The following is a 24,971-nucleotide window of genomic DNA, read 5'->3' as shown; positions in this document are numbered from 1 at the left end:
AAGAAAGGTGGGGGGCGGCTTGCGACGGGAGCGCGGGCCGCGCCTCACGGACTAGGGTTGAGGAAGCCACACAACCCACTCGTCATCCCCGCGAAGGCGGGGATCCCGCTTGTTCTTCGATCCACAGCGCTGCGGCGCAAGAAAAGCGGGGCCCCCGCCTTCGCGAGGGCGACGTGGTTTGGGAATGGCGAGAGGGGGCTCAAAAGCCGCTCGACTGAAAACTGAGCCCCGCGCGGCTGGCCTTTCAACCGCGCGGGGCCTCGCTTACTTCAGTTCGATGCGCGTTTCGCCCAGCTTCGCCGTGAACGGCTTGCGGGCATCGGCGTCCTTGCCGACTTGCGAATTGCGGTCCTGCCCGATGTCGAACGTCTCGTTGAAGGCGGCGGCGGAGGTCGGGAAGTCCGTGATTTGCCCCTCACCCGCCGGCTGACCGTTCACCAGCAGCCGGATCGTACCCGCACCCGGCGCGGGGAGCAGGCCTGGCGCGCCTGGTTTCGGCGTGGGCGCATAGTCGTAGCCGACCGTTACCGCCCCTTGCGGCAGAGTGCCGGTGGAAACCACGGTATCGCGCCGCTGGCCATAGGCGTTGTTCTCGAAGACGAGGTGCCCGTCCTTCACGTAGAGCACGAAGCCGCCAAGCCGCCCGCCCTCTGCCACCAGCACGCCCGAAGCGGCGCCGGCATCGCCGTCGATCTGCACGGTCAGGCTATGCGCTTTGTTGCCCAGATCGGGCAGGGCATTGAGCGGCAGGCCCGAAATGTCCGGTCGGAACACGAAGCTCTTGCGCTTCGGATCGAGCAGAGCGGGCGCGCCGACGGGCAGGGGTACCAGCGGGAAGACGCCGTTGCGCTGACCTTCCTTCACGAATTCCGCCTTCAGTTCGGCTAGCTTTTCCGGGTTTTTGGTCGCAAGGTCGGTCGCTTCGCTGAAGTCATGGGCAACGTCGTAGAGTTCCCAGCGGTCGCTCGCGGTATCGTCGTTATAGATCTTGGGCAGGTCGTGCAGCAGGTTCCACGGCTGGTAATTGCGCTTGGCCGCCGCCACCCAGCCGTCCTTGTAGATCGCCCGGTTGCCGAAGATCTCGAAATACTGTTCGGGATGCGATTCCGGGGCCTTGGCATTGGTGAAGGTCGCCAGCAGGCTGTGGCCTTCGAACGGGATCTGCTTCACGCCGTCGACTTCACCGGGCAGGGCGATATGCGCGGCGTCCAGGATGGTCGGCGCGATGTCGTTCACATGGCCGAACTGGCTGCGGATCTGGCCCGGATCATTGGTGTGGCCCGGCCACGAGATCACCAGCGGGTTGCGCGTGCCGCCAAAGTGGGAGGCGACCTGCTTCATCCACTGGAACGGCGTGGTCGTGGCCCAGGCCCAGCCGGCGGAGTAGTGGTTGGCCAGATCCGGCCCGCCGAACTTGGCCAGTTGCGCCAGCTGCGGATCGATGCCCCTGGGGATGTTGCCGGTCGCGGTGGACTCGTTGCCGAGGCTGCCGTCCAGCCCGCCTTCAGCGCTGCCGCCATTGTCGCCCACGACGTAGATCACCATCAGGTTGTCGCCGCCGGGCCGCGCGCGCAGCGTATCGATCAGGCGCCCCACTTCGTAGTCGGTCTGCTCCATGAAGGCGGAGTAGACCTCCATCTGGCGCGCATAGACCTTCTTCTGGTCTGCGCTCAGGCTGGACCATGCGGGAATGCCTTCGGGGCGCGGGGTCAGCTTGGCGTCGGCGGGGATGATGCCCAGCTTCTTCTGGCGGGCGAAGGTCTCCTCCCGGTACTTGTCCCAGCCCGCGTCGAAGCGGCCCTTGTTGCGGTCTATCCATTCCTGCGGGACATGGTGCGGGGTGTGCACCGCGCCGGTGGCGAAATAGAGGAAATATGGCTTCTGCGGAGCCGCCGCCTCATGATCGTCCACCCAGCCGACCGCCTTGTTCACCAGATCGGTGGTCAGGTGATAGCCCTGCTCCGGCGCGGCAGGCGCGGGGATCGCGGTGGTATCGTTGAACAGGTGCGGTTCCCACTGGTTGTCCTCACCCGACATGAAGCCGTAGAAGTGATCGAAACCTAGCCCGGTAGGCCAGTGGTTGAACGGCCCTGCGGCGGAAATCTCCCACTTGGGCGTATTGTGCCATTTGCCGAAAGCGGCGGTGGAATAGCCGTTGCCCTGAAGGATCCGCGCGATCGAGGCGGTGTCCGGATTCCAGATCGAGTTATAGGCGGGGAAGCCTGCGGCGACATCGGCAAGGTTGCCGAAGCCCACTTCGTGATGGTTGCGCCCGGTCAGCAGCGCGGCGCGCGTGGGGGAGCAGATCGCGGTGGTGTTGAAGCGGTTATAGCGCAGGCCTTGCGCCGCCAGCTTGTCCAGCGCGGGGGTGCGCGGCACGCCGCCGAAGGTCGATGTCGCGGCAAAGCCGGCATCGTCCAGCAGCACCAGCAGCACGTTGGGCGCGCCCTTCGGCGCTTGCGGCTGGGCGGGGAATGCGGGCTGGGACTCGGCGCGGGTCAGGCCGATCTTGCCGGTGAAGCTCTGCGGGCCCCCGATAACGCCGCCGATCACACCACCACTGGCGGGCGCGGTATCCTGCGCGAAGGCGGCGGACGATAGGGCACTGGCGGCGAGCAAGAGTGCCGCCCTGGTCAATATACGCATCGGACATCCCTGTTGTGGTCGCGTTGAATCGAACCGACACGCGCGACGAAGCGCGCCGGCCAGAGGTGGGCGTGTTGTGGGGGGCGTCGGTTGGGTGGGGGGCCGCTGTTAGTTTAGCGGATCACCCCCTGTGATTGAGTGTGCCGGCGCAGGCGGCTTGCCGGAAACGAGGTTTTCGCGCGCCTGATAGACCATGCTGTAAGGCGGTACGCCGTGCGTCAGCCAGACGTTGCCGCCGATTTCGGAGCCTTTGCCGATGGTGACGCGGCCCAGGATCGTTGCCCCGGCGTAGATCACCACATCGTCCTCCACGATGGGATGGCGCGGGCTTGCCTTGGCGGCGGCGACCGACCCGTCCGGCGCGTAGGCCTTGGCGCCGAGAGTGACGCCCTGATAGATGCGCACATTGTCGCCCACCACGGTGGTCTCGCCGATGACCACGCCGGTACCGTGATCGATGAAGAAGCCCCGGCCGATCTGCGCGGCGGGGTGGATGTCTATCCCGGTCGTGCCATGGGCGATCTCGGTCAGGATGCGGGCGACCAGCGGCGCGCCAAGGCCGTGCAGGGCATGGGCCAGCCGGTAATGGATGATCGCCAGCAGCCCCGGATAGCAGATCAGCACCTCGTCCAGGCTGCGGGCCGAGGGATCGCCTTCGTAGGCGGCCTCCAGATCAAGGTCGAGCAGCCGCCGGATCGCGGGCAGCTGGCGGGAGAAGGCCAGCACGATCTCGTCCGCGCGTTGCTCTCCCGCCTGCCGCTGCGCTTCGCCCGAATAGGCGAATTCCAGCCGCAACTGGGCCTGCAGGCGGCTCAGCGCGATCTGAAGCGACTGGGTGACGAAGGTGTCCTCGTTATGGCGGCGCACGAAGTCGGGGCCGAGGCGGAGCGGGAACAGCGCGCCGCACAGTTCGTCCGCCACTTTCGCCAGCCGCACGCGGGAGGGGAAACCCTCCACGCCGTGCTCGGCATGCTGGCTGTTGGTGGTGCGCCAGTGCTGCCGGATTTCGGCGAGTTCTGCGACGATCTGGCCGACGTGCCAGAAATCGTCTTCGACCACCGGCGCCTGCGTTTCGTGTTCCATCGTCATGGCACTATCCCGACACTTGATCTTCCAGCGCAACGCCTTCGATGGTGATGCGGTGCATTTCGCGCCGGTGGCCGTGATAGTCGTTGTAGGCGTAGTGCCAGGTGGCGCGATTGTCCCAGAAGGCGATCGAACCGTCGCGCCAGTGGAAGTCTTCCTGGAATTCCGGCTTTTTGGCGTGTTCGTACACTTCGGCCAGCAGATCGGCGGATTCCTCTTCGGCCAGGCCAAGGATGCGCAGCGTGAAGCTGGGGTTTACATAGACCGCGCGCTTGCCGCTGAGCGGATGGACGATCACCACCGGGTGGACCGGATCGTCCAGCACGTCTGCAGCGGCGGAATTGCCGATGCGGCCGTCGCTGCGGGTATCCTGCACGGCTTCGTAGACCGCCGCCTTGCTGCCGAAGACGTGGCGCGCGGAATGCACGGCGCGGCGGCCTTCGATGCGTTCGCGCAGCTTTTCCGGCAGGCCGTCATAGGCGGCATACATCGATGCGAAGGCCGTGGCGCCGCCCTCCGGCGGCAATTCGCGCGCGGCAAGGATCGAACCCAGCGCCGGTTCGAAGTCATAGGAATGGTCGGTATGCCAGCCGCCGCCGATATTGTGCTGCTGGTCGGGCTCCTTCACCACCAGCGCGATTTCCGGATAGCCGGGGTGGGCGGCGAAGAACCGGTTGATGTTGATCGGCCCCCAGCGCCGCGCAAAGGCGATGTGCTGGTCTTCGGTGATCGACTGGTCGCGGAAGAACACCACGCCATGTTCGGCAAAGGCTTCGCGAACCCGGGCGAAGTCCTCGTCCGACAGGGTGTGCGAAAGGTCGATGCCAAGGACTTCGGCGCCGACGCGGCCATGCTTGCGGATTTCGAGTGCCATCCCGGGACCTCTGTTACGGATTACGCCTGAATGCCGCCCGCTGCGGGAAACATCATCGCATCACTTCGAATTGGAAGAACATGATGCCTGGCGTTGTCGCCTTGGCGCCGCTCGTTTCGGCCATTTGCAGCGCGGAGCAATTGCTTCCTGGCTCAATGCCGCGGACCGATGTTTGTGCTCGCCGGATTCCTCTCGGCCACATTCTCAACTTATTTAATTGAGATATGGCCGTCAAGCGGACCGAAGCGCCGATGGCGCAGGATGCCAAAACCAATTCTTTGGGCCCGTGAAGCCGGCTTTGCCGACTTTGCCGACAGGGGCCCGATTTTCACGACGTGCAGGGCAATTTCGCCGGGGCACGGCCCAGGTCCATTCTCTCCGCGACGACTTCGACATCGGTATGGGCAGGGATGACGAACCATTTTTCGGGTTCGGTGGCATTCACGGCAACGACCGCGCCTTTCGGGCAGAGCTTCAGGCAGGGGGATTCGACCACAAGCAGGGGCGACTTGCGGCCTTTCCTGCCGTCCGCCAGTTTTCGCAGTTCCTTTGCCAGGGTCTTTTTGCCCTGCTTGCCAAATCCGCCGCCGATCTTTTTCGAGCATTTGCTGCAGACGAGTACGACACGCTGGGTCTTGGCGGGCACGGTGCGAAGCATGATCGCAATGTAGGCACATCGCCCGGCGGTGCCAATATCCTCGGCCATGCGTGTTCCGTATCAGTCCGTAGGTTTGCGGAGGCGCACCCTGCGCGTTCGTCGTCCCGTAACTTCGTGGTATAACGCGAAGACCTGACGGACGGGGGCAAGTCATGAATGTGATAACGCTGGGCGACAGGGGCGCGAGCGGCGCCGCGAAAGTCGGCGTGGGTGCCGGCGTCAAGAAATCCTTTCGTCCGGATATTCAGGGACTGCGCGCGATCGCAGTGCTGAGCGTGGTTGCCACGCACGCTTTCCCGGCCGTGATTACCGGCGGTTATGTGGGCGTCGATGTATTCTTCGTCATTTCAGGCTACTTGATCACCGGGATTATCATGCGCGGTGTCACGGAGCATCGCTTTTCCATCCGCGATTTCTACGTGCGCCGGGCAAGGCGGATCGTTCCGGCAATGATCGTGATGGTGCTGTGCACCGCCGCGGCGAGCTATTTCGTTCTATCTCCGCAAAGTTATCGCGATCTGGGGCGCAACATCATCACGACGATGACGTTCGTTTCCAATTTCGATTTCCGAATGTCCACCAACTATTTCGGCACATCGGCCGATCTGCAGCCGTTGTTGCACATGTGGTCGCTTTCGGTTGAAGAACAATACTACATCTTCTTCCCGATTTTCGCCTTGGTGACCTTTCGCCTGGCGGGGCCAAAGGGGTTTTTCTGGGCTACGGTCGTTGTCTTCGGACTGTCTCTGGCAAGATCCGAAATGCTTGCCCGCGCCGCGCCCGGAGCGGCCTACTATCTTCTGCCTTCGCGTGCGTTCGAATTGCTGACCGGTTCGCTTCTGGCGCTGAACTTCATTCCGGTGCCCAGTGAGAAACGCGTGCGCGCGGCGGTTTCGCTTGCCGGACTGGCGATGGTGGCCATCGCGATATTCGGTTTCACCAGCCAGACGCGCTTTCCGGGTATCGCTGCCCTCGTCCCCTGCATCGGGACCGCCATGGTGATCCTGGCCGGCGGCCGCGATGGCCACTCACCCGGCGGCAGGCTGATATCCGGCGGGCCGATGGTGTTCATCGGCAACATTTCCTATTCCTGGTATCTTTGGCACTGGCCGGTGCTGTCCATTACCCGGAACTACTTTCTTGACGAGATAACCTCCCTGCATGTCGTCCTGGCCGTTGCCCTTTCCTTCGTTCTCGCCTGTCTGTCCTATCGCTTCGTAGAGACGCCGTTTCTTGCGCCGGGCAGGCAGAATGTCCCGTATCTGAAGGTCAGCGCGGCGGCGCTTGCATCGGTTGCCCTGCTCGGCACCGGATTGCTGATCGGCAAAGGATTGCCCGAGAGATTTTCGCCCACTGCAAACGCCTACTTCTCGGCGGCTTCGGACTTCAACACCCAGCGCGCGAAATGTCATGACGACGGGGGATCGGTGATCATGCGATATGCCGAAAACTGCGCTTACGGCGCGCCGTCCACCCGTCCCGACGTGGCGGTTTGGGGGGACAGTCACGGCGCGGAACTGGCCGTTGCGCTTGGCGAGCGTGCGGCGAAGTACGGCCGATCGGTGATGGAGATCACCACGTCGGCCTGCCCCCCGGCCCTGCAGTATTCGCCGACCGAACGGCCGCATTGCGCGGAGCGTAACGCAGAGTCACTGGCAGGCCTGGTGGGCGACGATCGGATCGCCACGGTGATCCTGATCGCCAACTCGGAACGGTATCATGACGATAGCGAGAAGGTGATCGCAGGCATGGACAAATCGATCGATGCCCTGTTGCGCGCCGGCAAGCGCGTTGTGGTGGCGAAGCAAACACCCGTGATGAAAGCCGATCCGCCCACGAAACTGGGCTTTGCGAGCGCCAGAGGGCAACCCGTCGATACGATCGGGATCAGGGAATCCGAATATCGGGTCGAAAACGCCCGCTGGAACAGTTTCGTCGATGGACTTGCCAGGGAACACCGCCGCGATCTGTCGACTGTCGATCCCGCGAAAATGCTGTGCGGCGGCGGCGTTTGCCGGGCCTATGATCGCAAGACCGGTGCGCTCTATTTCAACGCCGAGCATCTGAGCGAAACCGGCGCCGCCTTCGCATTCCAGCCGCTGATATCGGCACTGTACAATTAGGATCCGTAAAAGCGGCTGACTTTCACGGTTCCGACCCATGGTGGGCCACAGCAATGCTAACCCCTTCGAACTGCGGCAAAGAGCGAACCCTTTCCGAAGCCGTAGTCGCCGGAAGCCTGATCGCCGGCGGCATCAGAAAGGGAGCAAGCTTTACGGACAGTCGCTGCTCTGCCTCGATGCGGTGCCGGGCCAGTGCCTGGCACAACGGCCCGTCGTCATCGGTGCGATGCCAGAACCCGCATATATCGGCGAGGGTTTCGCGTAGTACTCTTGCCGCTTCTCGGTCGACTTCGGTAATCCCGTTCATGGGTGAATTCTGGTCCTTAAGCCCTTCCACTAGCCATAGAACGGCGGACCGATCCTTGCGGTTCCATCATCGCCCGCGAGGCCCCGAAAATCTGTCGTGCTGAAAATCGCGTCGGAACGGCAGTTGAGCGCATGCGGCGGACCGATGCCGGGAACCGCGGGGCGCCGGGTTCGCTTCGCTTCCGAGGAAAGAGCGAGCCGTGAGCACAGCTCTTCGATACGGGGACGATCCGATGCGTGCATTTCCTTGCCCGAACTGTAGCCGCCTGCTGCATTTCGAGGCGCGGCTTTGCCCGGATTGTTCGGCCACGCTGGGATATGATCCGGCGGCCGACGCATTCCGGTTTCTGGCCGACAACGCCACGCGCTGGCGCGACGGGCACGGCGCCGCGGCCGACGTTGTCGTTTGCGCCAACAACGACGACTTCCAGATCTGCAACTGGCTGGTGCCGCAGGACGAACCGACCACGCTGTGCCGCGCGTGCCGCCACAATCGCACCATCCCCGACCTTTCCGAGCCTTCGGTGCCGGCGCGATGGGCCAGGATAGAGGAAGCCAAGCGCCGGTTGTTCCATACGCTCCTGAAATTGCGACTGCCGCTGGAGACCCGGGCGCAGGCGCCGTGCGGCGGGCAGGGGCTGGCCTTCGATTTTCTCTACGACCGCGCCGCCGAGGAAGCGGGAACGCCGCAAGTCCTCACCGGGCATGACGGCGGCGTCATCACGCTCAACCTGGTGGAAGCCGACGATGCCGAGCGCGAGCGCATCCGGCACGCCATGGGCGAACCCTATCGCACGCTGCTGGGGCATTTCCGGCACGAAGTGGGGCACCATTTCTGGTCCCGCCTCGTCGGCAACGATCCGGCCGAAGTCGGCGCCTTCCGAGCGGTGTTCGGTGACGAGAGGGCCGACTATCAGGCCAGCCTTCAGGCGCACTATGCCGAAGGCGGCGGCAAAGTCTGGACCGACGATTTCGTCAGCTATTATGCGACGTCACACCCTTGGGAGGACTTTGCGGAGACGTTCGCCCACTATCTTCACATTGTGGACGTTTTGGCCACGGCCGGCGGTTTCGGGCTTTCGCTGTCCTCTATCGACGAATGGGCAGGCCAGTCGCCTTCGCCGAGCTTCGACCCTTACACGGCCGATGCCGCGCAGCTTGCGGAGATGATGGCGCCCCTGTCGTTCAGCATGAATGCCATGAACCGGGCGATGGGGCAGCCGGATCTCTACCCGTTCCATCTTTCCGCCGCGATCGTGCACAAGCTGGACTATGTCGCGCGGTTGGTGGCGAAAGCGGCGGAGCCGAAGGGGAGGGCGGACGGCGCGGTCCCGGCATGCGGAACCGTGGCCGAGTGAGCGATTACGCCTTAGGCCGGGTGGATAAATTCTGCCTGAACGATCGTCCGCTATTAGGAAGGCTCACAGCGTGCGCGGATGGCGGAAATGTCGGGGGAAGCGGACCTGCAGACGTTCGGTGATGTCGGAAACGCTACTTAGAGTTTTCGTAGATTTTCCGCAGTTCGGCGGTGGCTTTCGAAGGTTCGTGTGGCATAAAATCCAAAAGTCGCATCTTGGCAAACTTGTAAATACCGCGCAGAAGTTATGTTCAGGCAGGGCCTCCCTTTGCCTTAAGTCCGAATATGACGGTAGGTTGTACTATGATTGAAGCTGCGGTCGAATTTCTTCGAAAGTGGCCATTTGGATATTTTCCCGAGGTAGACTGGGAAGCTTTCCGAAAATTCCATTCAGGGCTAAGCTTTCCCGAAGCCACAGCGCTCTTTTTGGCGGAGTTAAAGGCTCGGCTCGATCAACGAGAGATATATGCTATGCCTCCGCCACACGATCAGAGTGTGGAAATTGCCGATAAGTTTATAGCCAACGTCATAACGGGCGAACGAGCGGAGGTTTGGCTTGGGGAACCTGAGCAGGTGATCGCTTATTTCAGAGATCACTGGCTTCCGCATGACATGGATAGCCAAGATCTAACTAGCTATGGCTGGCTGAACTGGCCAAGAATGTGCTTTCCGACGACGTCAGATGATTTCAATTTTGCGGATGGGAAAATCCCTAACGACTTCGATGCCGGAGACTATTTTCTGTTTTATTGAGCAGACGAGCGTCCGCTTTGTTGGCGTGTCCGGAATGGCAGGTTTCCGGTTAAAACTCTGAAAATCGGCCATACCGCTTTGTCGGGAAAGCTGCCGTCGCAGAGGACTTAGAATTCTTAAGCGATACCGAGAGTTTCTGGAAGGTTCGATACAAATCCGACGCGGTCAGGATAAGATCCAACTAAGGATCGGATACCCTGCGTGAGTGCGGCGCGAGTTTCCGGTGCGGCCATCTGCAAATTTGCTGCCAAATCCTCCAACGCCGACACCGCGGCGTCAGGGTCGATGATCCGATCGTCCGAAAATTCCAAGAAAATCGCGACGTCGATTAGCGCCTTCATCACCTGCGGATCGAACATATGCAAACTCCTGCCCATGAGCCAATCCAAGGCGCTGGCAGAGGATTTCAATGCCCGCAATGTCGGCGTGTCCGGGACGGCAGATTTCGGAACCGAATCTCCGATTGCCGCCTTCCATCCCGCACCCGATTTCACCCACGCGACCTGGATCGGCGAACCGGGAGCCTGCTGAGGGTCAGGAACCGATCGTTATCGCTGCATTCGGATCGACCTTTCCGGAAAGCCCGGGCACTTCGTCAAGTTGGCGCAGTTCGGTGAACTTTCCGCGCTCCTCGCGAAAGCGGACGATCTCGAAACCGTGGCCTTTCAGGCATGGCACGGCATCCAGTTCCTCGGCGCTGGCGCTATTGATGTCGACAAGGCTACGCATCGGTAATTGCCCTGTGCTCCGCAGCGTTACAGATGCGGAGACAAAATAAGATGAGGCTTGAATTGTATCTGCAATTGATGGGCAGATATATTCAAAGATGCCCGGAGCAATAGGCAACGAGAAGAATGATGGGGATCGGAACGCCAATCAACCAGAGAAGTCCAGAGCGCATGACATTACTCCAATGTCCTGATGAATTATGGAAACCCTCGATCCGGCCTTAGGTTCCATGCCGATTGGCGGCCGCTATCGGGGTGAACCGCCATAGCGACTTGGCCTTTGCCTTCATCAGGGATCAAATGGTTTGATAGGATCGCGGTTGTCTGCCATGATTTGCCGGTCCTCCCCTTGCAGAACACTGATCCATGATGGAAAAGTGGCCAAACCCGGCGCGATCGCGTCCTCGTTTCCGCAATCGCCACCCCTCGTTCGGCGGCGCGGCCTCTGCGCTGCTAGGCATGGTCGTTGCAAACATGGTGACTGCAGGCGGGCCGGGGCTTCTGAAACTGCCGTTCCGCACCGGCCTGCCTCTGAAGACTCTTCCAGCGATTGGCGCGGCGCTGCTGTTGGGCGGCTGCATGAGCCTGCCGGCCGTGCGTACCGCGGAATGCGGCTATGCGCCCGGGCCGGCCATAACCTATTCGCCCGATGGCTCTACGGCCTATGCCCGGATCGATGTGCTGACCTACAATATAGAGGGCCTGCCCTGGCCCGCGCGCCGCAATCGCGGCCCATTCCTGCGGGAGATCGCGCAGCGGCTGGCGGCCTTTCGGGCGCAAGGAACGGGGCCGCAGATCGTCGTTTTCCAGGAGGTGTTCAGCAATACCGCCGCGCGCGCCGTCGTGGACGCCGATTACCAGAGCATAACCGCGGGTCCCCGTGCCCGATCGCGGCAGGATCCCAATACGGAAGGCCCGCTGCCGGGCAATCGCCGCATAGCCAGAGGGGAAATTCGGGCGAATTTCCTGTCCAGCGGCTTGGTCACCGCAACCGATTGGCCCATCGTTTCGACACGCTATCGACCATTTGCCCGCGGCAGTTGCGCGGGCTTCGATTGCCTGTCGAACAAGGGTGTCCTTTACGCGGAGATCGCGATTCCCGGCGTGCCCGGCACCATCGATATCTTCAACACGCATATGCAGGCCCGCCGCGCGTCCGGCGTATCGGCCGAACGGCACGCCCCTGCCCACCATCGCCAAACCGTTGAACTATCAAGCTTTGTCGATTCAAACGGAGATGAACGGCATCCCACGATAGTTGCCGGCGATTTCAACATGCGCAATTCCGACATTCGTTGGGACTTGTTCAAGCGAAAGATCGCTCTGGACAATGTCCATCGGTATTGTGCCGATAAACAGAGCGGCTGCGAAGTGCTGCAGGATTGGGAGCATCCCGACCAATGGCGCCGCGTGCAGGACAAGCACTTCTTTGCGCCGGGAGAGGTGGTGAAAATTCGGCCGATCCGGGCAGAGGGCATGTTCGATGACGGGCCGAGCGGCCCGGTGCTTTCCGACCACGAGGGGTTTCGCGTGGTCTACGAACTGAGTTGGCCAGCGAATGCGCCGGCGACGGGCAGCATCTGCCCTGCCGTCCCGGCCACGGCACTGGCGCACTGACATCGGCATCCGCATTCACGCGGAAGTCGGCTTTGGGAGAACGGCGATGCGGGTACTTCTCGGAACCACGCTTCTGGCGGGATTGCTGACGGCGGGAGTCGCCGCCAGTCAGGAAACCGATCCGCAGCCGATGAGCCAGCAGAGCGAGCGCGCGCTGCCAACGGCGCAGAACCAGGGCGGGCTGGAAGCGATCATCCATCGCGATGCGCGTTTCAGCGGCCCCTTCCAGTCGATCACGGGATCGCGAACGGACCTCAACCTCGGCTGGGAAGCGCGGTCGATACGGGTGCGAAGCGGCGAGTGGCAGATCTGCACGGGGCGCAATTTCACGGGCCGGTGCACGACGATCGATCGCGATCAGCCCACGCTCAATGCCCAATTTCGCAGCATCGCATCCATCCGGCCGACAGGGGGGTGGGGCACCGGGGTCGGACAGTCCTTGCGCGGAACCGCATCGGAATTCTTTCCCGCGCCGCGGCGCAACGGGCAGCGGATAGAATGCCAGGGCGGCTCCAACTGCGCACGGCAGGAAGCGAACCAGTTCTGCCGCTCGCTGGGATGGCTGGTTTCGCGCAGCCAGACCACGGAAACCGATCAGGGAAGGACTTACGTTGCCGATGTCCTTTGCGCACGCGCCCTGTTGTAAGAGAGCGTTTGAAAATTCACGAAGCCCGTCCCGCACTTAGCTGTACGCGAACTTGCTGGTCTGCGGTGCCGCGCCTGACGGTGAGGTCGAGCATCGTTCCGATCGGCGTGCGTCCCAGAATGTCACGCAGCGCGGAAGCGGTGGCAGTGGGATGCCCGGATACGGCCGTGATCACATCCCCCACTCTCAGCCCTGCGCGCGCTGCCGGGCTGCCGGACGCTATCCCCGCGATCAGCGCGCCGGGAACCGGCGCTTCGCCCGTTGCCGCGGGCACGGTGTCGGTGATCGAAACGCCGATGCCGCCCCGGCGCACTGTGCCATGCGACAGGATTTCCGTGACGACGAAACGCGCCGTGGCGGACGGCACGGCAAACCCGATGCCGACATTGGACCCGGGCCCGTAGAGCGCGCTGTTGATGCCGATGATCGTGCCGTCCATCGCGATCAGGGCGCCGCCCGAGTTGCCCGGATTGATCGCGGCGTCGGTCTGGATATAGCCTTCATAACCGTCTCTGCTCTGCCCCCTGCCAAGCGCGCTGACGATACCGGAAGTCACCGTCTGCCCCAGCCCGAACGGGTTGCCGATCGCCAGTACCTGGTCGCCGACTTTCACTGCGTCCGAATCTCCCAGCGCGATCTGCGGAAGGCCGGTGGCACGCAGTCTCAACACCGCAAGGTCGGTGGGCGGATCGGTTCCCACCAATTCGGCGATGTAACGCCGTCTGTCCGTCAGCATGACCTGGATGACCTGCGCGGATTCCACCACGTGATTGTTGGTCAGCACGATCGCCTGCCGACCGTCTATGATCACGCCGGATCCGGCGGAAAGGCGGGTTTGCTGTTGCGGCGGCTCGCCGAAGTAGCGGCGAAAGAAGGGATCGCGGAACAAGGGATTGTCCTGGGAAGGGGATCGTTGGGCCACGGCGATATTGACGACGGCGGGCGCGGTCTTGCCCACCAGTCCGGCAAAGCTTGCCGTGGCATCGACCCGCTGGACGGCTTCGGTGGACGGTGCCTTTTCGGGCGGTTTTTGCGCCCGGTCGTCGCGGCAGCTCGCCGTCAGGGCCGTCAAGGCCGTCAGGGCGAGCCATAGATGGGCCATTTTTCCGATAATGCGCAATGGGGCCTCCTCCAGCGAAAGCGACGGTATGCGATTGCGATCGTTCCATGCGGCCAAACTCCCCCGGTCAGGCGCCCGGGTTCCCCGAAAGGGGGCCTTCCCCTTTGCCCAACAGATCGCTGACCCAGCGGCTGCGCGGGTGTTCGCGGCAGAAGGTCAGCAGCGCGATCGTGATCGGCACGCCAATGAAGGTGCCCGGGAAGCCCCAGAGGAACGTCCATAGAAAGATCACGAAAAGCACCAGCGGCGGCGCCATCGACAGTACGTTGCCGGCGACTTGCGGCTCGATATAGCTGCCGACCATGAACTGGATCACATTGAGGCAGAGGAACACGACGATCACGGCCTGCCAGGTGTCGAACTGCAACATCGCCAGCAGCGTGGGCAGCAGAGTGGCGATGAACGGGCCGATGAAGGGGATATAGTTCAGCGCGAAAGCGATCACGCCCCATTCGGCCGCGAAAGGCAGGCCGACGATCCCGGCGAATGCCCATACCAGCAGGCCTGTCAGCACGCTCATGAGCGTGCGCACGAGCATGTAGCGGCGGAACTGGATTGCCGTGCTGCGGCTGGCGTCGATCAGGATGCGCGCGGCTTCCCGGTTGGCCAGCGCGCCGATACGGCGGCGCATGTCGTCCACCTCCAGCAGGCCCAGGATCACGTAAGTCAGCGTCACGATCCAGAAGATCAGCGTGGTGTGCAGATGCCCACCCACTTGCTGCGCGATCCGCAGCATCCGCGCCGTGTCGAAATGCTCGATCAACAGGCCCTGCACCGAAATTCCGTGCCCCTCAAACCAACCGAGGGCATTCTCGTAAGCCGCCTGATAGTGTGCCGCATCCGTCAGCAGCGATCGCCACACGTGGCCGACCCCCCAGACGATCGCGGCGGCAAAGCATAGGCCGACCGAAACCGTGGCCATCATGGTCAAGGCCAGCGCCAGCAGTTTGGGCATCAGCGACTGCAGCCATTGCTGCAAGGGCCAGACGATGGCGATGATGAAAAGCGCGAATGCCAGCGGCGCCAGAACGCTGCTTGCCTGCCGGGCAACGACCAGCACCAGGATGGCGGCAATCATGCCGACCGATGCGGTGATTGCTCGACCGGCCATATTCGCCCCCATGCAGGTGAACGCTGGCAGAGACGATACCCGCATATGGGCAAGCCAGACAAGATTGATGGGGAAGGCCCCTAGAGAGGCACCGGGAAAGGCCTGAGAGAGGCGCGAGAAAGCTTGGCGGACCTGCTTCCGACCTATCGACGGAATTGATATAAAATTATCATTTCAATTCACTTCCGTAATGCGCCCGGCCGTGCGACTTCAAGGCTAGCGGCCCAAACATGACCGGGGCGCATAAACGAGAGAGGCGATGGCAGTCCGGCACCGGATTGCGCTGAAGGCGATGACGGACTTCGCGGGCCCGCGGCGAAAGCGCGCCTGCGGGCACTGCCATACCCGACTTCTCATGTGTGATCCGCAGCCCCGCCAAGGGGCCCGCAAGTGCGTGGAGTGAGTGCGAAAATGGCCGAAGCCGCATCCCTGAACATCCTCGTCATCGGCGGCGGGATCGGTGGTCTGTCGGCCGCGATTGCGCTGCTTCGCGCCGGGCATAGGGTGACCGTGATCGAAAAGGATCCGGCATGGTCGGTCTACGGCGTGGGCATCATCCAGCAGTCCAACGTGGTGCGGGCAATGGACCAGCTTGGCGTGCTCGACGCGTTTCTCGACGCCGCTTGCGGGTTCGATGCCGTGGAGATCTACATTCCGGATGGCACCCGCGTCGCCCGCATTCCCACGCCCGCGCTGGTGGAGGGCAAGCCTTCCAACGTCGGCATCGGTCGCCGCGCCTTGCAAAAGGTGCTGGGTGACAGCGCGCGCGAACTGGGCGCCGAGGTGCGGCTGGGCCTGACCGTGGTGACGCTCGATCAGGAAGAAAACGGCGTCCACGTTCGCTTTTCGGATGGTGGCGAGGGCGATTACGACGTGGTCGTCGGTGCGGACGGCGTCTATTCGCAGACCCGCCAGATGATCCTGCCCGACGCCGAGAGCCCCGAATTCACCGGCCAGTCTGTGTGGCGCTACAACTTTCCCCGCGCCGAAGGGCTGGACGCCCTGCATGTCTACAACGGGCCGACCGGGGTGGGTCTGGTGCCGATGTCGGCCGACACCATGTACATGTACGCCACCACGCCGGAGCCGGAAAACCCGCGCTATGCGGTGGAAGGCCTTGCTGACCGGATGCGGGAGAAGCTGGTCGGCACCGCGCCTGCGATCCGCGAACTGGCGCAGGCGATCACCGAGGACGAAGGCGTGGTCTATCGCCCGCTGGAAGGCATGATGGTGCATGGACCCTGGCACAAGGGCCGCGTCGTGCTGCTGGGCGATGCCGTCCACGCCACCACGCCGCATCTGGGGCAAGGTGCGGGCATGGCGATCGAGGATGCGATCGTGCTGGCCGAGGAACTTTCCGCTCATGCTGATCCGGAAGAGGCTTTCGAGGCCTATCGCGCCCGCCGCTACGAACGCTGCCGCTACATCGTCGAGGCTTCTCTGGCGATCTGCCACGGCCAGATCGGCAAGGGCCCGCCGGTCGATAATCACAAGGCCACCGCAGAGATGTTCGCGGTGGTCAGCCAGCCCATTTGATATTTTGATTCAAGGAATTGCAGCCATGAGCCGAGTGACCGAAATCCGCTACGTCGGATATGGCGTCGAGGATTTCGACGCCGAACGCGCCTTCTACACGCAGGATTGGGGATTGGAGGAAGTCACCGCTTCCGACGACTACGTCTGGTTCAAGACGCAGGGGCATGACGAACATCACGTCGTCCGCCTTCACAAGTCCGCCGCCAATCATGTCGAAGTGATCGCCTTCGCCGCCGACAGCCGCGAGGATGTGGAGGCGCTGCACGGCAAGGTCGTCGCGGCGGGCTGCAAGGTTATCTTCGCTCCGCGCGAACTGGACGGCCCGGGTGGCGGCTATGGCTTCCGCTTCTTCAGTCCCGATGGGCTGCCTTTCGAGATCTCGTCGGGTGTCGAGCGGCTCGGCAAGCGGGACATGGCGCGCTGGGAAGGCGTGCCGGTGAAGATCAGCCATATCGTCATGCACTCGCCCGATCATCCGGCGCTGGTCAGCTTCTTCACCGATGTGCTGGGGTTCAAGGTGAGCGATTGGCTGGGCGATTTCATGTGCTTCCTCCGCTGTAACGAGGCGCATCACCGCGTCGCCATCCTGCCCGGGCCGCCCTGCCTCAACCACGTGGCCTATGACATGCTTTCGGTGGACGACATGATGCGCGGCATCCACCGCCTGAAGCAGCGCGGCACCGATCTGCGCTGGGGGCCGGGGCGCCACACGGCGGGCAACAACACCTTCAGCTACTTCACGACGCCGGCCGGTTTCGCGGTCGAGTACACGTCGGAACTGGAAGAGGTCGATTTCGAGACGCACCAGCACAAGGTCCACATTCCCGGGCCGCAGGTCATGGACCAGTGGGGCATCGGCGTCGGCGGCCCGCAGACGATGCCGCATCCCGCGCCCGACGCGCGGCTGTTCCAGCCGGCTGACGCCTGATGCGGCGCGGGCTTCGGATCGCGGCGCTTGCCGCCTGTGCCCTTGCGCTGGTTTCGGCGCGGGGGCCGGACAGTCTGACCGAGCGTAACCGCGCGGTCGTGACCGATTTTGCCCGCCTGTTCTACACCGAGCGTAACGTGCGCGCGGCCTTCGAACGCTACGTTGCGGCGGACTACATCCAGCACAATCCCGCCATCCTCGACGGGCGGGAAGCGGCCATCGCCATGCTGGAGCCGAAGTTCTCCGTGCCTGGCGCCTCGTTCGACGTGAAGCGCATCCTGGTCGATGGCGACATGGCGATGATCCACCTCCACGGTCGCCCTTCGCCGGACAATCCCGGCGGCGCGGTCGCGGACATCTATCGCCTGAAGGACGGCCGGATCGTCGAGCACTGGGATGTGCTCCAGCCGATTCAGACGCAGACCGTCAATCCGCACCCCTATTTCTGATTACAGGAGCCCCCTTTGGCCCTCTTCGAATACTTTCCGAACTACATCTGGAACCTCTCGGTATCGATCGCGATGGAATCGGGCGCGCAGCTCGGTGAGATCATCGACATGTGCCAGCCGATTCGCGATGCGGCGGCGAACGGCGCCGATGCGGGCACGCCGCAGTTCATGAAGGCCTGGGCGGCGATGGGCGACAAGCTTCTGGAACTCGCCGCCGAAGACGAGGCGAAGGGGCGCCAGTTCTCCGCTTCCAACAAGCTGGAACGCGCTTCGCTCTATCTGATCACGGCGGAGCGGATGCAGGGGCACGGCCACCCCGGGCGTAAGGAGACTTACGCAAAGGCGCGCGATGCCTTCGACCGCTCGACCGTGCTGGGCCGCCTGAACCGGGAGCGCGTGGAAATCCCGCTGGAAACCGGCACGATGCCGGCGCTGTTCACGCGCGCGCCGGGGGAGGGCCCTAAGCCCGTGGTGGTGTTCTGCAACGGCCTCGATAGCTGCAAGGAGCTGCTCTACTGGACCCGTCTGCCGCAGGAACTGGCGCGCCGGGGCATTTCCACGCTCTGCGTCGATCAGCCCGGATCGGGCGAGGCGCTGCGCCTGCAGGACCTGCCGGTCGATCCCCATTCCGAAAGCTGGGCGAGCAAGGCGGTGGACTGGCTGGAGCAGCAGGGCGACGTCGATCCCGCGCGCATCGGCATGACCGGCATTTCGCTCGGCGGGCACTTCGCACCGCGTGCGGTCGCCTATGAGCCGCGCTTTGCCTCGGGCGCGGTCTGGGGTGCCAACCACAACTGGCGCGAAGTGCAGGACAAGCGCATGGCGCGTGAGGGCGAGAACCCGGTGCCGCACTATTGGGCGCACGTTCACTGGGCCTTTGGCGCGCAGGGTCAGGACGATTTCCTCGCCAAATCGGAGGCGATGAACCTCAACGGCCACATGGATTCCATCCGCGTGCCGTTCCTCGTCACCCATGGCGCCAACGACCGCCAGATCAGCGTGGACTATGCCGAGGATCTCTACGACCAGCTGGTCAACTCGCCCCGCCGCGAGAAGGTGATCTTCACCGACCGCGAAGGCGGCGTGGAGCATGTCGGCGCCGACAACATGGCCTATGGCCGCGACCTGATTTCCGACTGGTTCGCCGAGACCCTCGGAGGAGAAACCGCATGACACGCCTTGTCGATCTTTCGATTACGCTCTGCAACGATGTGGTCAGCGATCCGCCGTTCCTGAAGCCCGAGATCACCTACCAGACGCATATGGATACGGCGGGCGAGCTGGACATGTTCTTCCCCGGCGTGACGGCCGAGGATACGCCGGACGGCGCCGGCTTCGCGGCCTCGGAATGGGTGAAGTTGACCACGCACAGCGGCACGCATCTTGATGCGCCCTATCACTTTCACCCGACTATGAACGGCAAAGACGGGGAGCCGGAGCGCTCGATCACGATCGATGAAGTGCCGCTCGAATGGTGCTTCCAGCCCGGCGTGAAGCTGGATTTCCGGCACTTCCCCGATGGCTACGTGGTCACCGCCAAGGATGTGGAGGATGAACTCGCCCGCATCGGGCATGACCTGAAGCCGCTCGACATCGTGCTGGTCAACACCGCCGCCGGCAAGGCGCTGGGCGAGCCCAACTACGTCAACCGCGGCTGCGGCATGGGCTACGAAGCTACGATGTACCTAACCGAACGCGGCGTGCGCGTTACCGGCACCGATGCCTGGTCTTGGGATGCGCCGTTCAGCTACACCGCCGAAAAGGTGAAGGAAACCGGCGATACCTCGCTGATCTGGGAAGGGCACAAGGCGGGCCGCGACATCGGCTACTGTCACCTTGAAAAGCTGCACAATCTGGAAGTGCTGCCCGGCCACGGCTTCACGGTCTCGTGCTTCCCGCACAAGATCAAGGGCGCCTCAGCCGGCTGGACCCGCGCGGTCGCGATTTTTCAGGACTGACCATGCGCCTTGCAACGCTGGAGAACGGCCGCCCGGATGGCGAACTGGTCGTCGTGTCGGGCGACGGCGCGCGCTATCTCGCCGCGCCGGGGCTCAACCTGCTGGCCGCGATGGAGCGCTGGGAGGCGGCGGAAGCGGACTTGCGCCGTCTGGCCGCAGTGCTTGCGGCGGGCGGGGGCGGTCATCTCGACCCAGCCCGATTGCGCGCGCCCTTGCCGCGTTCGTGGCAGTGGCTGGACGGGTCCGCTTTCGGCACGCACGGCGAACTCATGCAGATCGCCTTCAATCTGCCTCCGGTCGATACCGATCGCCCGCTGATGTATCAGGGGATGTCGGACCGCTTCTACGGCCCCAACGATCCGGTGCCTTTCGCCGATCCCGCCCATGGCATCGATTTCGAGGGCGAGTTCGGCGTGATCGTCGATCATGTGCCGATGGGCACGCGGGCGGAAGAGGCCCTGCAGCACATCAAGCTGGTGGTCCAGATCAACGACTGGTCGCTGCGCGCCATCGCGCCGGTGGAGATGAAAACCGGGTTCGGCTGGGTGCAGGCCAAGCCACCCTGTTCGATGGCGCCGTTTGGCGTCACCCCCGATGCTCTGGGCGATGCCTGGCGCGATGGCCGCGTTTGCATGGACCTTGCCGTCGAATGGAACGGCGCGCGGTTCGGCGCGGCGAGCGCGGCATCGATGGACTTCGGCTTCCACGAATTGATCGCCCACGCCGCGCTCACCCGCGATCTGGTGGCCGGAACCGTGATCGGATCGGGCACCGTGTCCAACCCGAACTATGCCGAAGTCGGCTCCAGCTGCATCTCGGAAGTCCGCGCGATCGAGATCATCCGCGACGGCAAGCCGAGCACGCCGTTCATGGCCTTCGGAGACCGCATCCGCATGGAAGGCCGCATGGCCGATGGCAGCGCGCCGTTCGGGGCGATCGACCAACAGGTCGTTTCCAAACAGATGACGCCCGCCTAACGTCGCCCGGCGAAGGGGGCGCCCCTTCGCGCGGACGGAAGGCTTACGGGTGCGTTACAAGGGTCTCGATCTCAACCTGCTGCATGCGCTGGACGTGCTGCTGGAACTGCGCAATGTCAGCCGCGCCGCCGATCGGCTGGGTCTCAGCCAGTCGGCGGTCAGCGCGGCATTGGCGCGGCTGCGGCAGTATTTCGGCGACGAGCTGCTGGTGCTCGACGGCCGGCGCATGCACGCAACGCCGTTTGCCGAGCAGATGACGGAGCCGCTGCGCATCTATCTGAGCGCGACGGACTCGCTGCTGGCCTCAACCCGGCCGTTCGATCCCGCCGAAACGCCGCGCACCTTCCGCGTGATCGCGTCGGACTATGTGGTGGCCGCCGTGCTCGTCCGCGTGGCGGAACGGCTGGCGCGGGAGGCGCCGCTGCTGCGCTTCGAATTCATCTCGCCCGACGAAGGCTCGCTCGAACGGCTGAAGCACGGCACGGTCGACCTGATGATCAGCCCTCGCGATTACCTCCTGAGCACGCACCCCACCGAGGACCTCTACGAGGAACGCATCGTCGTCGCCGGCTGGGACCAGAACCCGATTTTCGCGCGCGGGATGACCGAGGATGATTTCTTCGCCGCCGGCCATGTGGCGGTCGCCATCGGCAGCCACCGCGAAACCACTTTTGCCGACAAGTACATGCGATCGCTGGAGCGGGAGCGGCGGATCGAGGCGGTGGTATCTTCCTTCACCCTGGTGCCGTGGATGCTGCGCGGTACGATGCGGCTGGCGCTGATGCATGAGCGGCTGGCCGAAGTTCTCAGCCATGCGCTGCCCATCGCCTATACTGCCGTGCCGTTCGAGTTCCCGAGCATGTGGGAAGTGGCCCAGTATCACCGCACACGGTCGACCGACAGCGGTCTGCGCTACCTGATCGATCAAGTGCGGCGGACGGCGGCGGAGGGGTGAGCGGTCCAGTTATGATACACCGGATCACTTATGGATGAAATGATCCTTATGTGCTAAATCACTGCTTTCTGTATCGAAGGGATGGCAGCGATGGCCGCACCAGCCAATGAAGCGACGATGGACCGGCGCATGCGCAAGACGCGCCGCGCGATCCGCGATGCGCTGCAGACTTTGCTGCAGAACGGCGGGATCGAGCAGATCACCATCAAGGACATCGCCGCCGAAGCCGACATCGGCTACACTACGTTCTTCCGCCATTTCGCCTCCAAGGAGGCCGCCTTGGCCGATCTGGCCGATACCGAAGCGGCGGAACTGATCGATTACAGCTTCCCGCTGCTGGCTTCCGAAGACAGCCGCGCCTCGTGCGTCGCCCTGTGTCGCCATGTCGAGGAAAAGCGGCGCGTCTGGTCGGCGCTGCTGACCAGCGGCGCGGCGGGGATCGTGCGCGAGGCGCTGACCGCCCATACGCTGGAACGCGCGCGGGACTGGCCATCGGCGCGGACCTGGCTTCCCGAAGGCGTGGGTACCGTGCTGGTGATCGGCCTGACCGTGGAAGTGCTGACCTGGTGGCTGTCCAGCGCACGACAGCTTTCGGCGGAGCAGGTGGGAGAGATCATGGACCGCCTTTTCGTCGCGCAGCTGATCGCGCAGTCTGACTGATTTAGAGCAGGTATGCGGCCGCCATGGCTGCTGCAAAGCCGATCAGCCATGTATCGGTGATCCGACGCAGACGCGGGCCAGCGTGGCGGACGTCCATGAACTCGCGCAGGATCACCCGCACCTTGATCAGCGCGATCGCCATGACACCGAAGGCCACTGCGGCATCTGGGCGTAACGGGCCGTTGCCGTGATGCGCGCCGATCCACCACGCCAGCAGCGTGATCGCGGTCAGCGCAAACCAGCTCAGCAGCAATCGGAGCGGTCCGGAGAGTTTGTCAGGTGGGGACAGGTTCATGCGATCACCTCATCACATAGATCAGCGCGAAGATGATGACCCACAGGAAGTCGACCATGTGCCAGAAGGTGGCGCCGGTCTCGATGATCTCCTGCGATCGGCGGGCCGGGTTGGCGATCTGGTGGACCACAACCCCCAGCGCGATGAAGCCCACCATGACGTGCAGCAGGTGCATCGCGGTCAGGAAATAGTAGAACGAGAAGAAGGCATCGGTGCTGAAGGTAAGGCCCTTGCCGATCTCCACGCTCCATTCGTAGAGCTTCAGCACCGTGAACGCGATGCCGCCGGCAACGGTCAGCCAGGCATTGCGCAGGGCCGCGCGGTAGTCGCCGGCGCGCGATCGCTCCACACAGCGCGCGATCGACCACGAACTGGTGAGCAGCACCACGGTGTTCAGCACGCCCAGCGAAAGGTTGAGATGGCTCTGCGATTGCAGGAACGCCTCCGCATTGCGGCGATAGAAGAAAGTGTAGACCACGAAATAGGCGGAAAAAGTGAGTGCTTCGATCATCACCAGCACCCACATGTCCGGCTGGCCCGGAGTTGTTGATGCGGGTGTGGTGGATGCTGATGGTCGGACGGCAAGGGCAGGCTGCGTCATGTTACGTCTCGCAAGGATCAGGGACGGTTCGGCAGGTAGTCGCGGGCTGGGTCTTCCTGCTCGATCAGCTTCTTCAGGTATGTGATGAACACGCCGGTGTAGATGCCGAAGACCACCATGTTGATGTAGAAGGCGATCGTGCCGTCCCACGCGAACGGGCCGCTCTTCACGATGCAGCAGGTGGCGACCACGAACTCGGTCAACGCGTTGCAGATGTTGAAGTAGCCGAACCATTTGGGCAGCACGCCATTGCGGTCGAGCAGGATGGCGACGGCCCAGACAACCGAACCGACAAGGAATATCCCCATCGTCCCGCTGAATGACAAGAAGCCCATGTCGTAGAGCAGGCCCAGCAATCGCGGATCACGATCCGGCCGCATGGCGCCGACGACCAGCGCGATGCAGGTCAGCAGCATTCCCGGAACGGCCGCCAGCGAATAGAGCAGCAGATAGGCATAGGCGAAAGCCGGGCTCACCGACATCCGCCGGATCGAATAGGTGATCAGTGCCGTGGAGGCGGTGGCGAATGCGCCCATCATGAAGATCACGCAAAAGCCCGCCAGCAGCCCATCGTGCTTGTCTGCGAACCATTGGGCGATCTGCGGCAGGCTCCACCATGCCTTCGGCGGCGGCTGGGTGCGCGTCACCACGAAGAAGACGATGCCGAAGACGTTGTAGAAGACGACGATGGTGTACCACGCCAGCCATAGCTCCAGCTTCGGGTGATGGCGCCAGTTTCGTGCGACTTTCTTGGGGAGCGAGTCCGGTTTGCACACCGCCTCCGCCGTCAGCGTGCTCATGCCGAAGCCTCCGCGCGCTGACGGATGATCGTTTGGGCAACGACCATGCCCATCACCACGATCCACGCGGCGATGGCGCCGTTCTTCACCCAGAACGAGAGCAGTCCGTCCCAGGCCATCGGGCCGTGCAAGGCCAGCGGAGCAAAGGCCGCTGGCACCATGGCTGCGGCGACGGCCAGATTGAAGGGACCGACCCAACGCGGAAAGACCGGTTGCTCCTGTCGATCGAGATGGATGGCCAATGCCAGGAACACGCTTTGCGCGATCAGGAAGCCGACCTGACTGGTGAACGTCACCCAGGCCATATCGTTGAAAAGCTGGATCAGCGCGGGATCGCGTTCCGGGCGGAAGGCCGCGATCAGCCAGAACAAGTCGGCAATGCAGAACAGCGTCGGTCCGCCGGCGATGCATCCGATGAAGCAATAGCTCAGGATCGGCGTGCGATGGGCCATGCGGCGCACCTGAACGGCAATCAACGCCAGGAACGGGATCAGCGCCACGCCGAACCAGTTGAAGACGATCATGCTGTAGCGAATCCGCGGAAGGTTGGCCGGATCGCGATAGAACGCGGCGACTTTCTCCGCCGACCATGCCGGGGACATCGGTTGGACGAAGCCGGGAAAGGTCAGGAAGGCCAGCAGCCAGATCAGTCCGATTACCGGCAGCGACCAGAGCAACAGCATTTCGCCGTTGGCGCTGGGTGCCGCTCCATCAAGGCTCGTCGAGCCGGTGATGCGGCCCCGGATCGTTTCCATCGATGCTCTCCCTCGCCACCTTCGGCGGTGGC

The 24,971-nt window shown here is 63.3% G+C and carries 26 protein-coding genes; 14 read left to right on the top strand and 12 right to left on the bottom strand.

Annotated features, from left to right (window positions below; genetic code table 11):
- Positions 1 to 264: 264 nt before the first annotated feature.
- The 4 genes from ACZ1JV_RS01310 to ACZ1JV_RS01295 form a co-directional block, all read right to left on the bottom strand.
- Positions 265 to 2,646 carry an arylsulfatase gene (locus ACZ1JV_RS01310; RefSeq protein WP_465149278.1) on the bottom strand — a complete coding sequence of 794 codons (2,382 nt, stop codon included), beginning with the start codon at positions 2,644 to 2,646 and terminating at the stop codon, positions 265 to 267.
- A gap of 108 nt (positions 2,647 to 2,754) precedes the next feature.
- The gene (gene epsC, locus ACZ1JV_RS01305) at positions 2,755 to 3,735 is read right to left on the bottom strand and encodes a serine O-acetyltransferase EpsC (protein ID WP_465149277.1); all 981 of its coding nucleotides are present in this window, start codon (positions 3,733 to 3,735) and stop codon (positions 2,755 to 2,757) included.
- 4 nt (positions 3,736 to 3,739) lie between these two features.
- Entirely contained in the window at positions 3,740 to 4,606 is an 867-nt protein-coding gene (locus ACZ1JV_RS01300; RefSeq protein WP_465149276.1) for a TauD/TfdA dioxygenase family protein, read from the bottom strand.
- A 328-nt stretch (positions 4,607 to 4,934) separates the two neighbouring features.
- Positions 4,935 to 5,312 carry a (2Fe-2S) ferredoxin domain-containing protein gene (locus ACZ1JV_RS01295; RefSeq protein WP_465149275.1) on the bottom strand — a complete coding sequence of 126 codons (378 nt, stop codon included), beginning with the start codon at positions 5,310 to 5,312 and terminating at the stop codon, positions 4,935 to 4,937.
- A gap of 104 nt (positions 5,313 to 5,416) precedes the next feature.
- Between ACZ1JV_RS01295 and ACZ1JV_RS01290 the strand changes: the two genes are divergently transcribed.
- The 3 genes from ACZ1JV_RS01290 to ACZ1JV_RS01280 all read left to right on the top strand — a co-directional run bounded on the left by ACZ1JV_RS01290 (position 5,417) and on the right by ACZ1JV_RS01280 (position 9,803).
- The gene (locus tag ACZ1JV_RS01290) at positions 5,417 to 7,387 is read left to right on the top strand and encodes an acyltransferase family protein (protein WP_465149274.1); all 1,971 of its coding nucleotides are present in this window, start codon (positions 5,417 to 5,419) and stop codon (positions 7,385 to 7,387) included.
- A 539-nt stretch (positions 7,388 to 7,926) separates the two neighbouring features.
- Positions 7,927 to 9,051 carry a zinc-binding metallopeptidase family protein gene (locus ACZ1JV_RS01285; protein ID WP_465149273.1) on the top strand — a complete coding sequence of 375 codons (1,125 nt, stop codon included), beginning with the start codon at positions 7,927 to 7,929 and terminating at the stop codon, positions 9,049 to 9,051.
- A 302-nt stretch (positions 9,052 to 9,353) separates the two neighbouring features.
- Positions 9,354 to 9,803 (top strand): hypothetical protein, encoded by a 450-nt coding sequence (locus ACZ1JV_RS01280; protein WP_465149272.1) that lies wholly within the window; start codon positions 9,354 to 9,356, stop codon positions 9,801 to 9,803.
- Positions 9,804 to 9,919: 116 nt separating this feature from the next.
- On the opposite strand, the gene ACZ1JV_RS01275 is transcribed toward ACZ1JV_RS01280, so the two are convergent.
- Positions 9,920 to 10,162, bottom strand: coding sequence for a hypothetical protein (locus tag ACZ1JV_RS01275; protein ID WP_465138921.1), 243 nt, complete (start codon positions 10,160 to 10,162; stop codon positions 9,920 to 9,922).
- 16 nt (positions 10,163 to 10,178) lie between these two features.
- On the opposite strand from ACZ1JV_RS01275, the gene ACZ1JV_RS01270 reads away from it, so the two are divergent.
- Positions 10,179 to 10,334, top strand: coding sequence for a hypothetical protein (locus tag ACZ1JV_RS01270; protein WP_465149271.1), 156 nt, complete (start codon positions 10,179 to 10,181; stop codon positions 10,332 to 10,334).
- Positions 10,335 to 10,337: 3 nt separating this feature from the next.
- On the opposite strand, the gene ACZ1JV_RS01265 is transcribed toward ACZ1JV_RS01270, so the two are convergent.
- Positions 10,338 to 10,532, bottom strand: coding sequence for a ComEA family DNA-binding protein (locus ACZ1JV_RS01265; protein ID WP_465149270.1), 195 nt, complete (start codon positions 10,530 to 10,532; stop codon positions 10,338 to 10,340).
- A 365-nt stretch (positions 10,533 to 10,897) separates the two neighbouring features.
- Here ACZ1JV_RS01265 and ACZ1JV_RS01260 point away from each other — a divergent pair, with 365 nt between their 5' ends.
- Together ACZ1JV_RS01260 and ACZ1JV_RS01255 are read left to right on the top strand one after the other, a co-directional pair.
- Entirely contained in the window at positions 10,898 to 12,148 is a 1,251-nt protein-coding gene (locus tag ACZ1JV_RS01260; RefSeq protein WP_465149269.1) for an endonuclease/exonuclease/phosphatase family protein, read from the top strand.
- Positions 12,149 to 12,194: 46 nt separating this feature from the next.
- On the top strand, positions 12,195 to 12,794 hold the full coding sequence (locus ACZ1JV_RS01255; protein ID WP_465149268.1) for a beta/gamma crystallin-related protein: 600 nt from the start codon (positions 12,195 to 12,197) through the stop codon (positions 12,792 to 12,794).
- A gap of 16 nt (positions 12,795 to 12,810) precedes the next feature.
- Here the strand turns inward: ACZ1JV_RS01255 and ACZ1JV_RS01250 are convergent, their stop codons facing one another.
- Both ACZ1JV_RS01250 and ACZ1JV_RS01245 read right to left on the bottom strand, forming a co-directional pair.
- Complete coding sequence (locus ACZ1JV_RS01250; RefSeq protein WP_465149267.1) at positions 12,811 to 13,914, bottom strand: trypsin-like peptidase domain-containing protein; 1,104 nt, start codon at positions 13,912 to 13,914, stop codon at positions 12,811 to 12,813.
- Positions 13,915 to 13,981: 67 nt separating this feature from the next.
- Positions 13,982 to 15,025 (bottom strand): AI-2E family transporter, encoded by a 1,044-nt coding sequence (locus ACZ1JV_RS01245; RefSeq protein ID WP_465149266.1) that lies wholly within the window; start codon positions 15,023 to 15,025, stop codon positions 13,982 to 13,984.
- Positions 15,026 to 15,436: 411 nt separating this feature from the next.
- On the opposite strand from ACZ1JV_RS01245, the gene ACZ1JV_RS01240 reads away from it, so the two are divergent.
- From ACZ1JV_RS01240 to ACZ1JV_RS01205, 8 genes are all read left to right on the top strand, one after another.
- A complete protein-coding gene (locus tag ACZ1JV_RS01240; RefSeq protein WP_465149265.1) occupies positions 15,437 to 16,561 on the top strand; it encodes an FAD-dependent oxidoreductase in 1,125 nt (374 codons plus the stop codon).
- A gap of 25 nt (positions 16,562 to 16,586) precedes the next feature.
- The gene (locus tag ACZ1JV_RS01235) at positions 16,587 to 17,489 is read left to right on the top strand and encodes a VOC family protein (RefSeq protein ID WP_465149264.1); all 903 of its coding nucleotides are present in this window, start codon (positions 16,587 to 16,589) and stop codon (positions 17,487 to 17,489) included.
- Positions 17,489 to 17,938 carry a nuclear transport factor 2 family protein gene (locus ACZ1JV_RS01230; RefSeq protein WP_465149263.1) on the top strand — a complete coding sequence of 150 codons (450 nt, stop codon included), beginning with the start codon at positions 17,489 to 17,491 and terminating at the stop codon, positions 17,936 to 17,938. The genes ACZ1JV_RS01235 and ACZ1JV_RS01230 overlap by 1 nt, the downstream gene beginning before the upstream one ends.
- A 15-nt stretch (positions 17,939 to 17,953) precedes the next feature.
- Positions 17,954 to 19,111, top strand: coding sequence for an alpha/beta hydrolase family protein (locus ACZ1JV_RS01225; RefSeq protein WP_465149262.1), 1,158 nt, complete (start codon positions 17,954 to 17,956; stop codon positions 19,109 to 19,111).
- Positions 19,108 to 19,896, top strand: coding sequence for a cyclase family protein (locus tag ACZ1JV_RS01220; RefSeq protein ID WP_465149261.1), 789 nt, complete (start codon positions 19,108 to 19,110; stop codon positions 19,894 to 19,896). The genes ACZ1JV_RS01225 and ACZ1JV_RS01220 overlap by 4 nt, the downstream gene beginning before the upstream one ends.
- A gap of 2 nt (positions 19,897 to 19,898) precedes the next feature.
- Complete coding sequence (locus ACZ1JV_RS01215) at positions 19,899 to 20,873, top strand: fumarylacetoacetate hydrolase family protein (protein WP_465149260.1); 975 nt, start codon at positions 19,899 to 19,901, stop codon at positions 20,871 to 20,873.
- Between the two features lie 49 nt (positions 20,874 to 20,922).
- Positions 20,923 to 21,828, top strand: a complete 906-nt coding sequence (locus ACZ1JV_RS01210) for a LysR family transcriptional regulator (protein ID WP_465149259.1) — start codon at positions 20,923 to 20,925, stop codon at positions 21,826 to 21,828.
- A gap of 90 nt (positions 21,829 to 21,918) precedes the next feature.
- Positions 21,919 to 22,488, top strand: coding sequence for a TetR/AcrR family transcriptional regulator (locus ACZ1JV_RS01205; RefSeq protein ID WP_465149258.1), 570 nt, complete (start codon positions 21,919 to 21,921; stop codon positions 22,486 to 22,488).
- A gap of 1 nt (position 22,489) precedes the next feature.
- Here ACZ1JV_RS01205 and ACZ1JV_RS01200 read toward each other — a convergent pair whose 3' ends face one another.
- From ACZ1JV_RS01200 to ACZ1JV_RS01185, 4 genes are read right to left on the bottom strand one after another with little or no spacing between them, the layout of a single operon-like run.
- Complete coding sequence (locus tag ACZ1JV_RS01200; RefSeq protein WP_465149257.1) at positions 22,490 to 22,783, bottom strand: cytochrome C oxidase subunit IV family protein; 294 nt, start codon at positions 22,781 to 22,783, stop codon at positions 22,490 to 22,492.
- Between the two features lie 4 nt (positions 22,784 to 22,787).
- A complete protein-coding gene (locus ACZ1JV_RS01195) occupies positions 22,788 to 23,384 on the bottom strand; it encodes a cytochrome c oxidase subunit 3 (RefSeq protein ID WP_465149256.1) in 597 nt (198 codons plus the stop codon).
- Between the two features lie 17 nt (positions 23,385 to 23,401).
- Positions 23,402 to 24,184: a hypothetical protein gene (locus ACZ1JV_RS01190; protein WP_465149255.1), complete on the bottom strand. Its 783-nt coding sequence runs from the start codon at positions 24,182 to 24,184 to the stop codon at positions 23,402 to 23,404.
- The gene (locus tag ACZ1JV_RS01185) at positions 24,181 to 24,939 is read right to left on the bottom strand and encodes a hypothetical protein (protein ID WP_465149254.1); all 759 of its coding nucleotides are present in this window, start codon (positions 24,937 to 24,939) and stop codon (positions 24,181 to 24,183) included. Before ACZ1JV_RS01185 ends, ACZ1JV_RS01190 begins: the two co-directional genes overlap by 4 nt.
- Positions 24,940 to 24,971: the final 32 nt, after the last annotated feature.

Source organism: Novosphingobium sp. BL-S-19, assembly GCF_055521675.1.
Note: the sequence above shows the minus strand (reverse complement) of the source record. Positions and strands in the feature narration are given on the sequence as shown.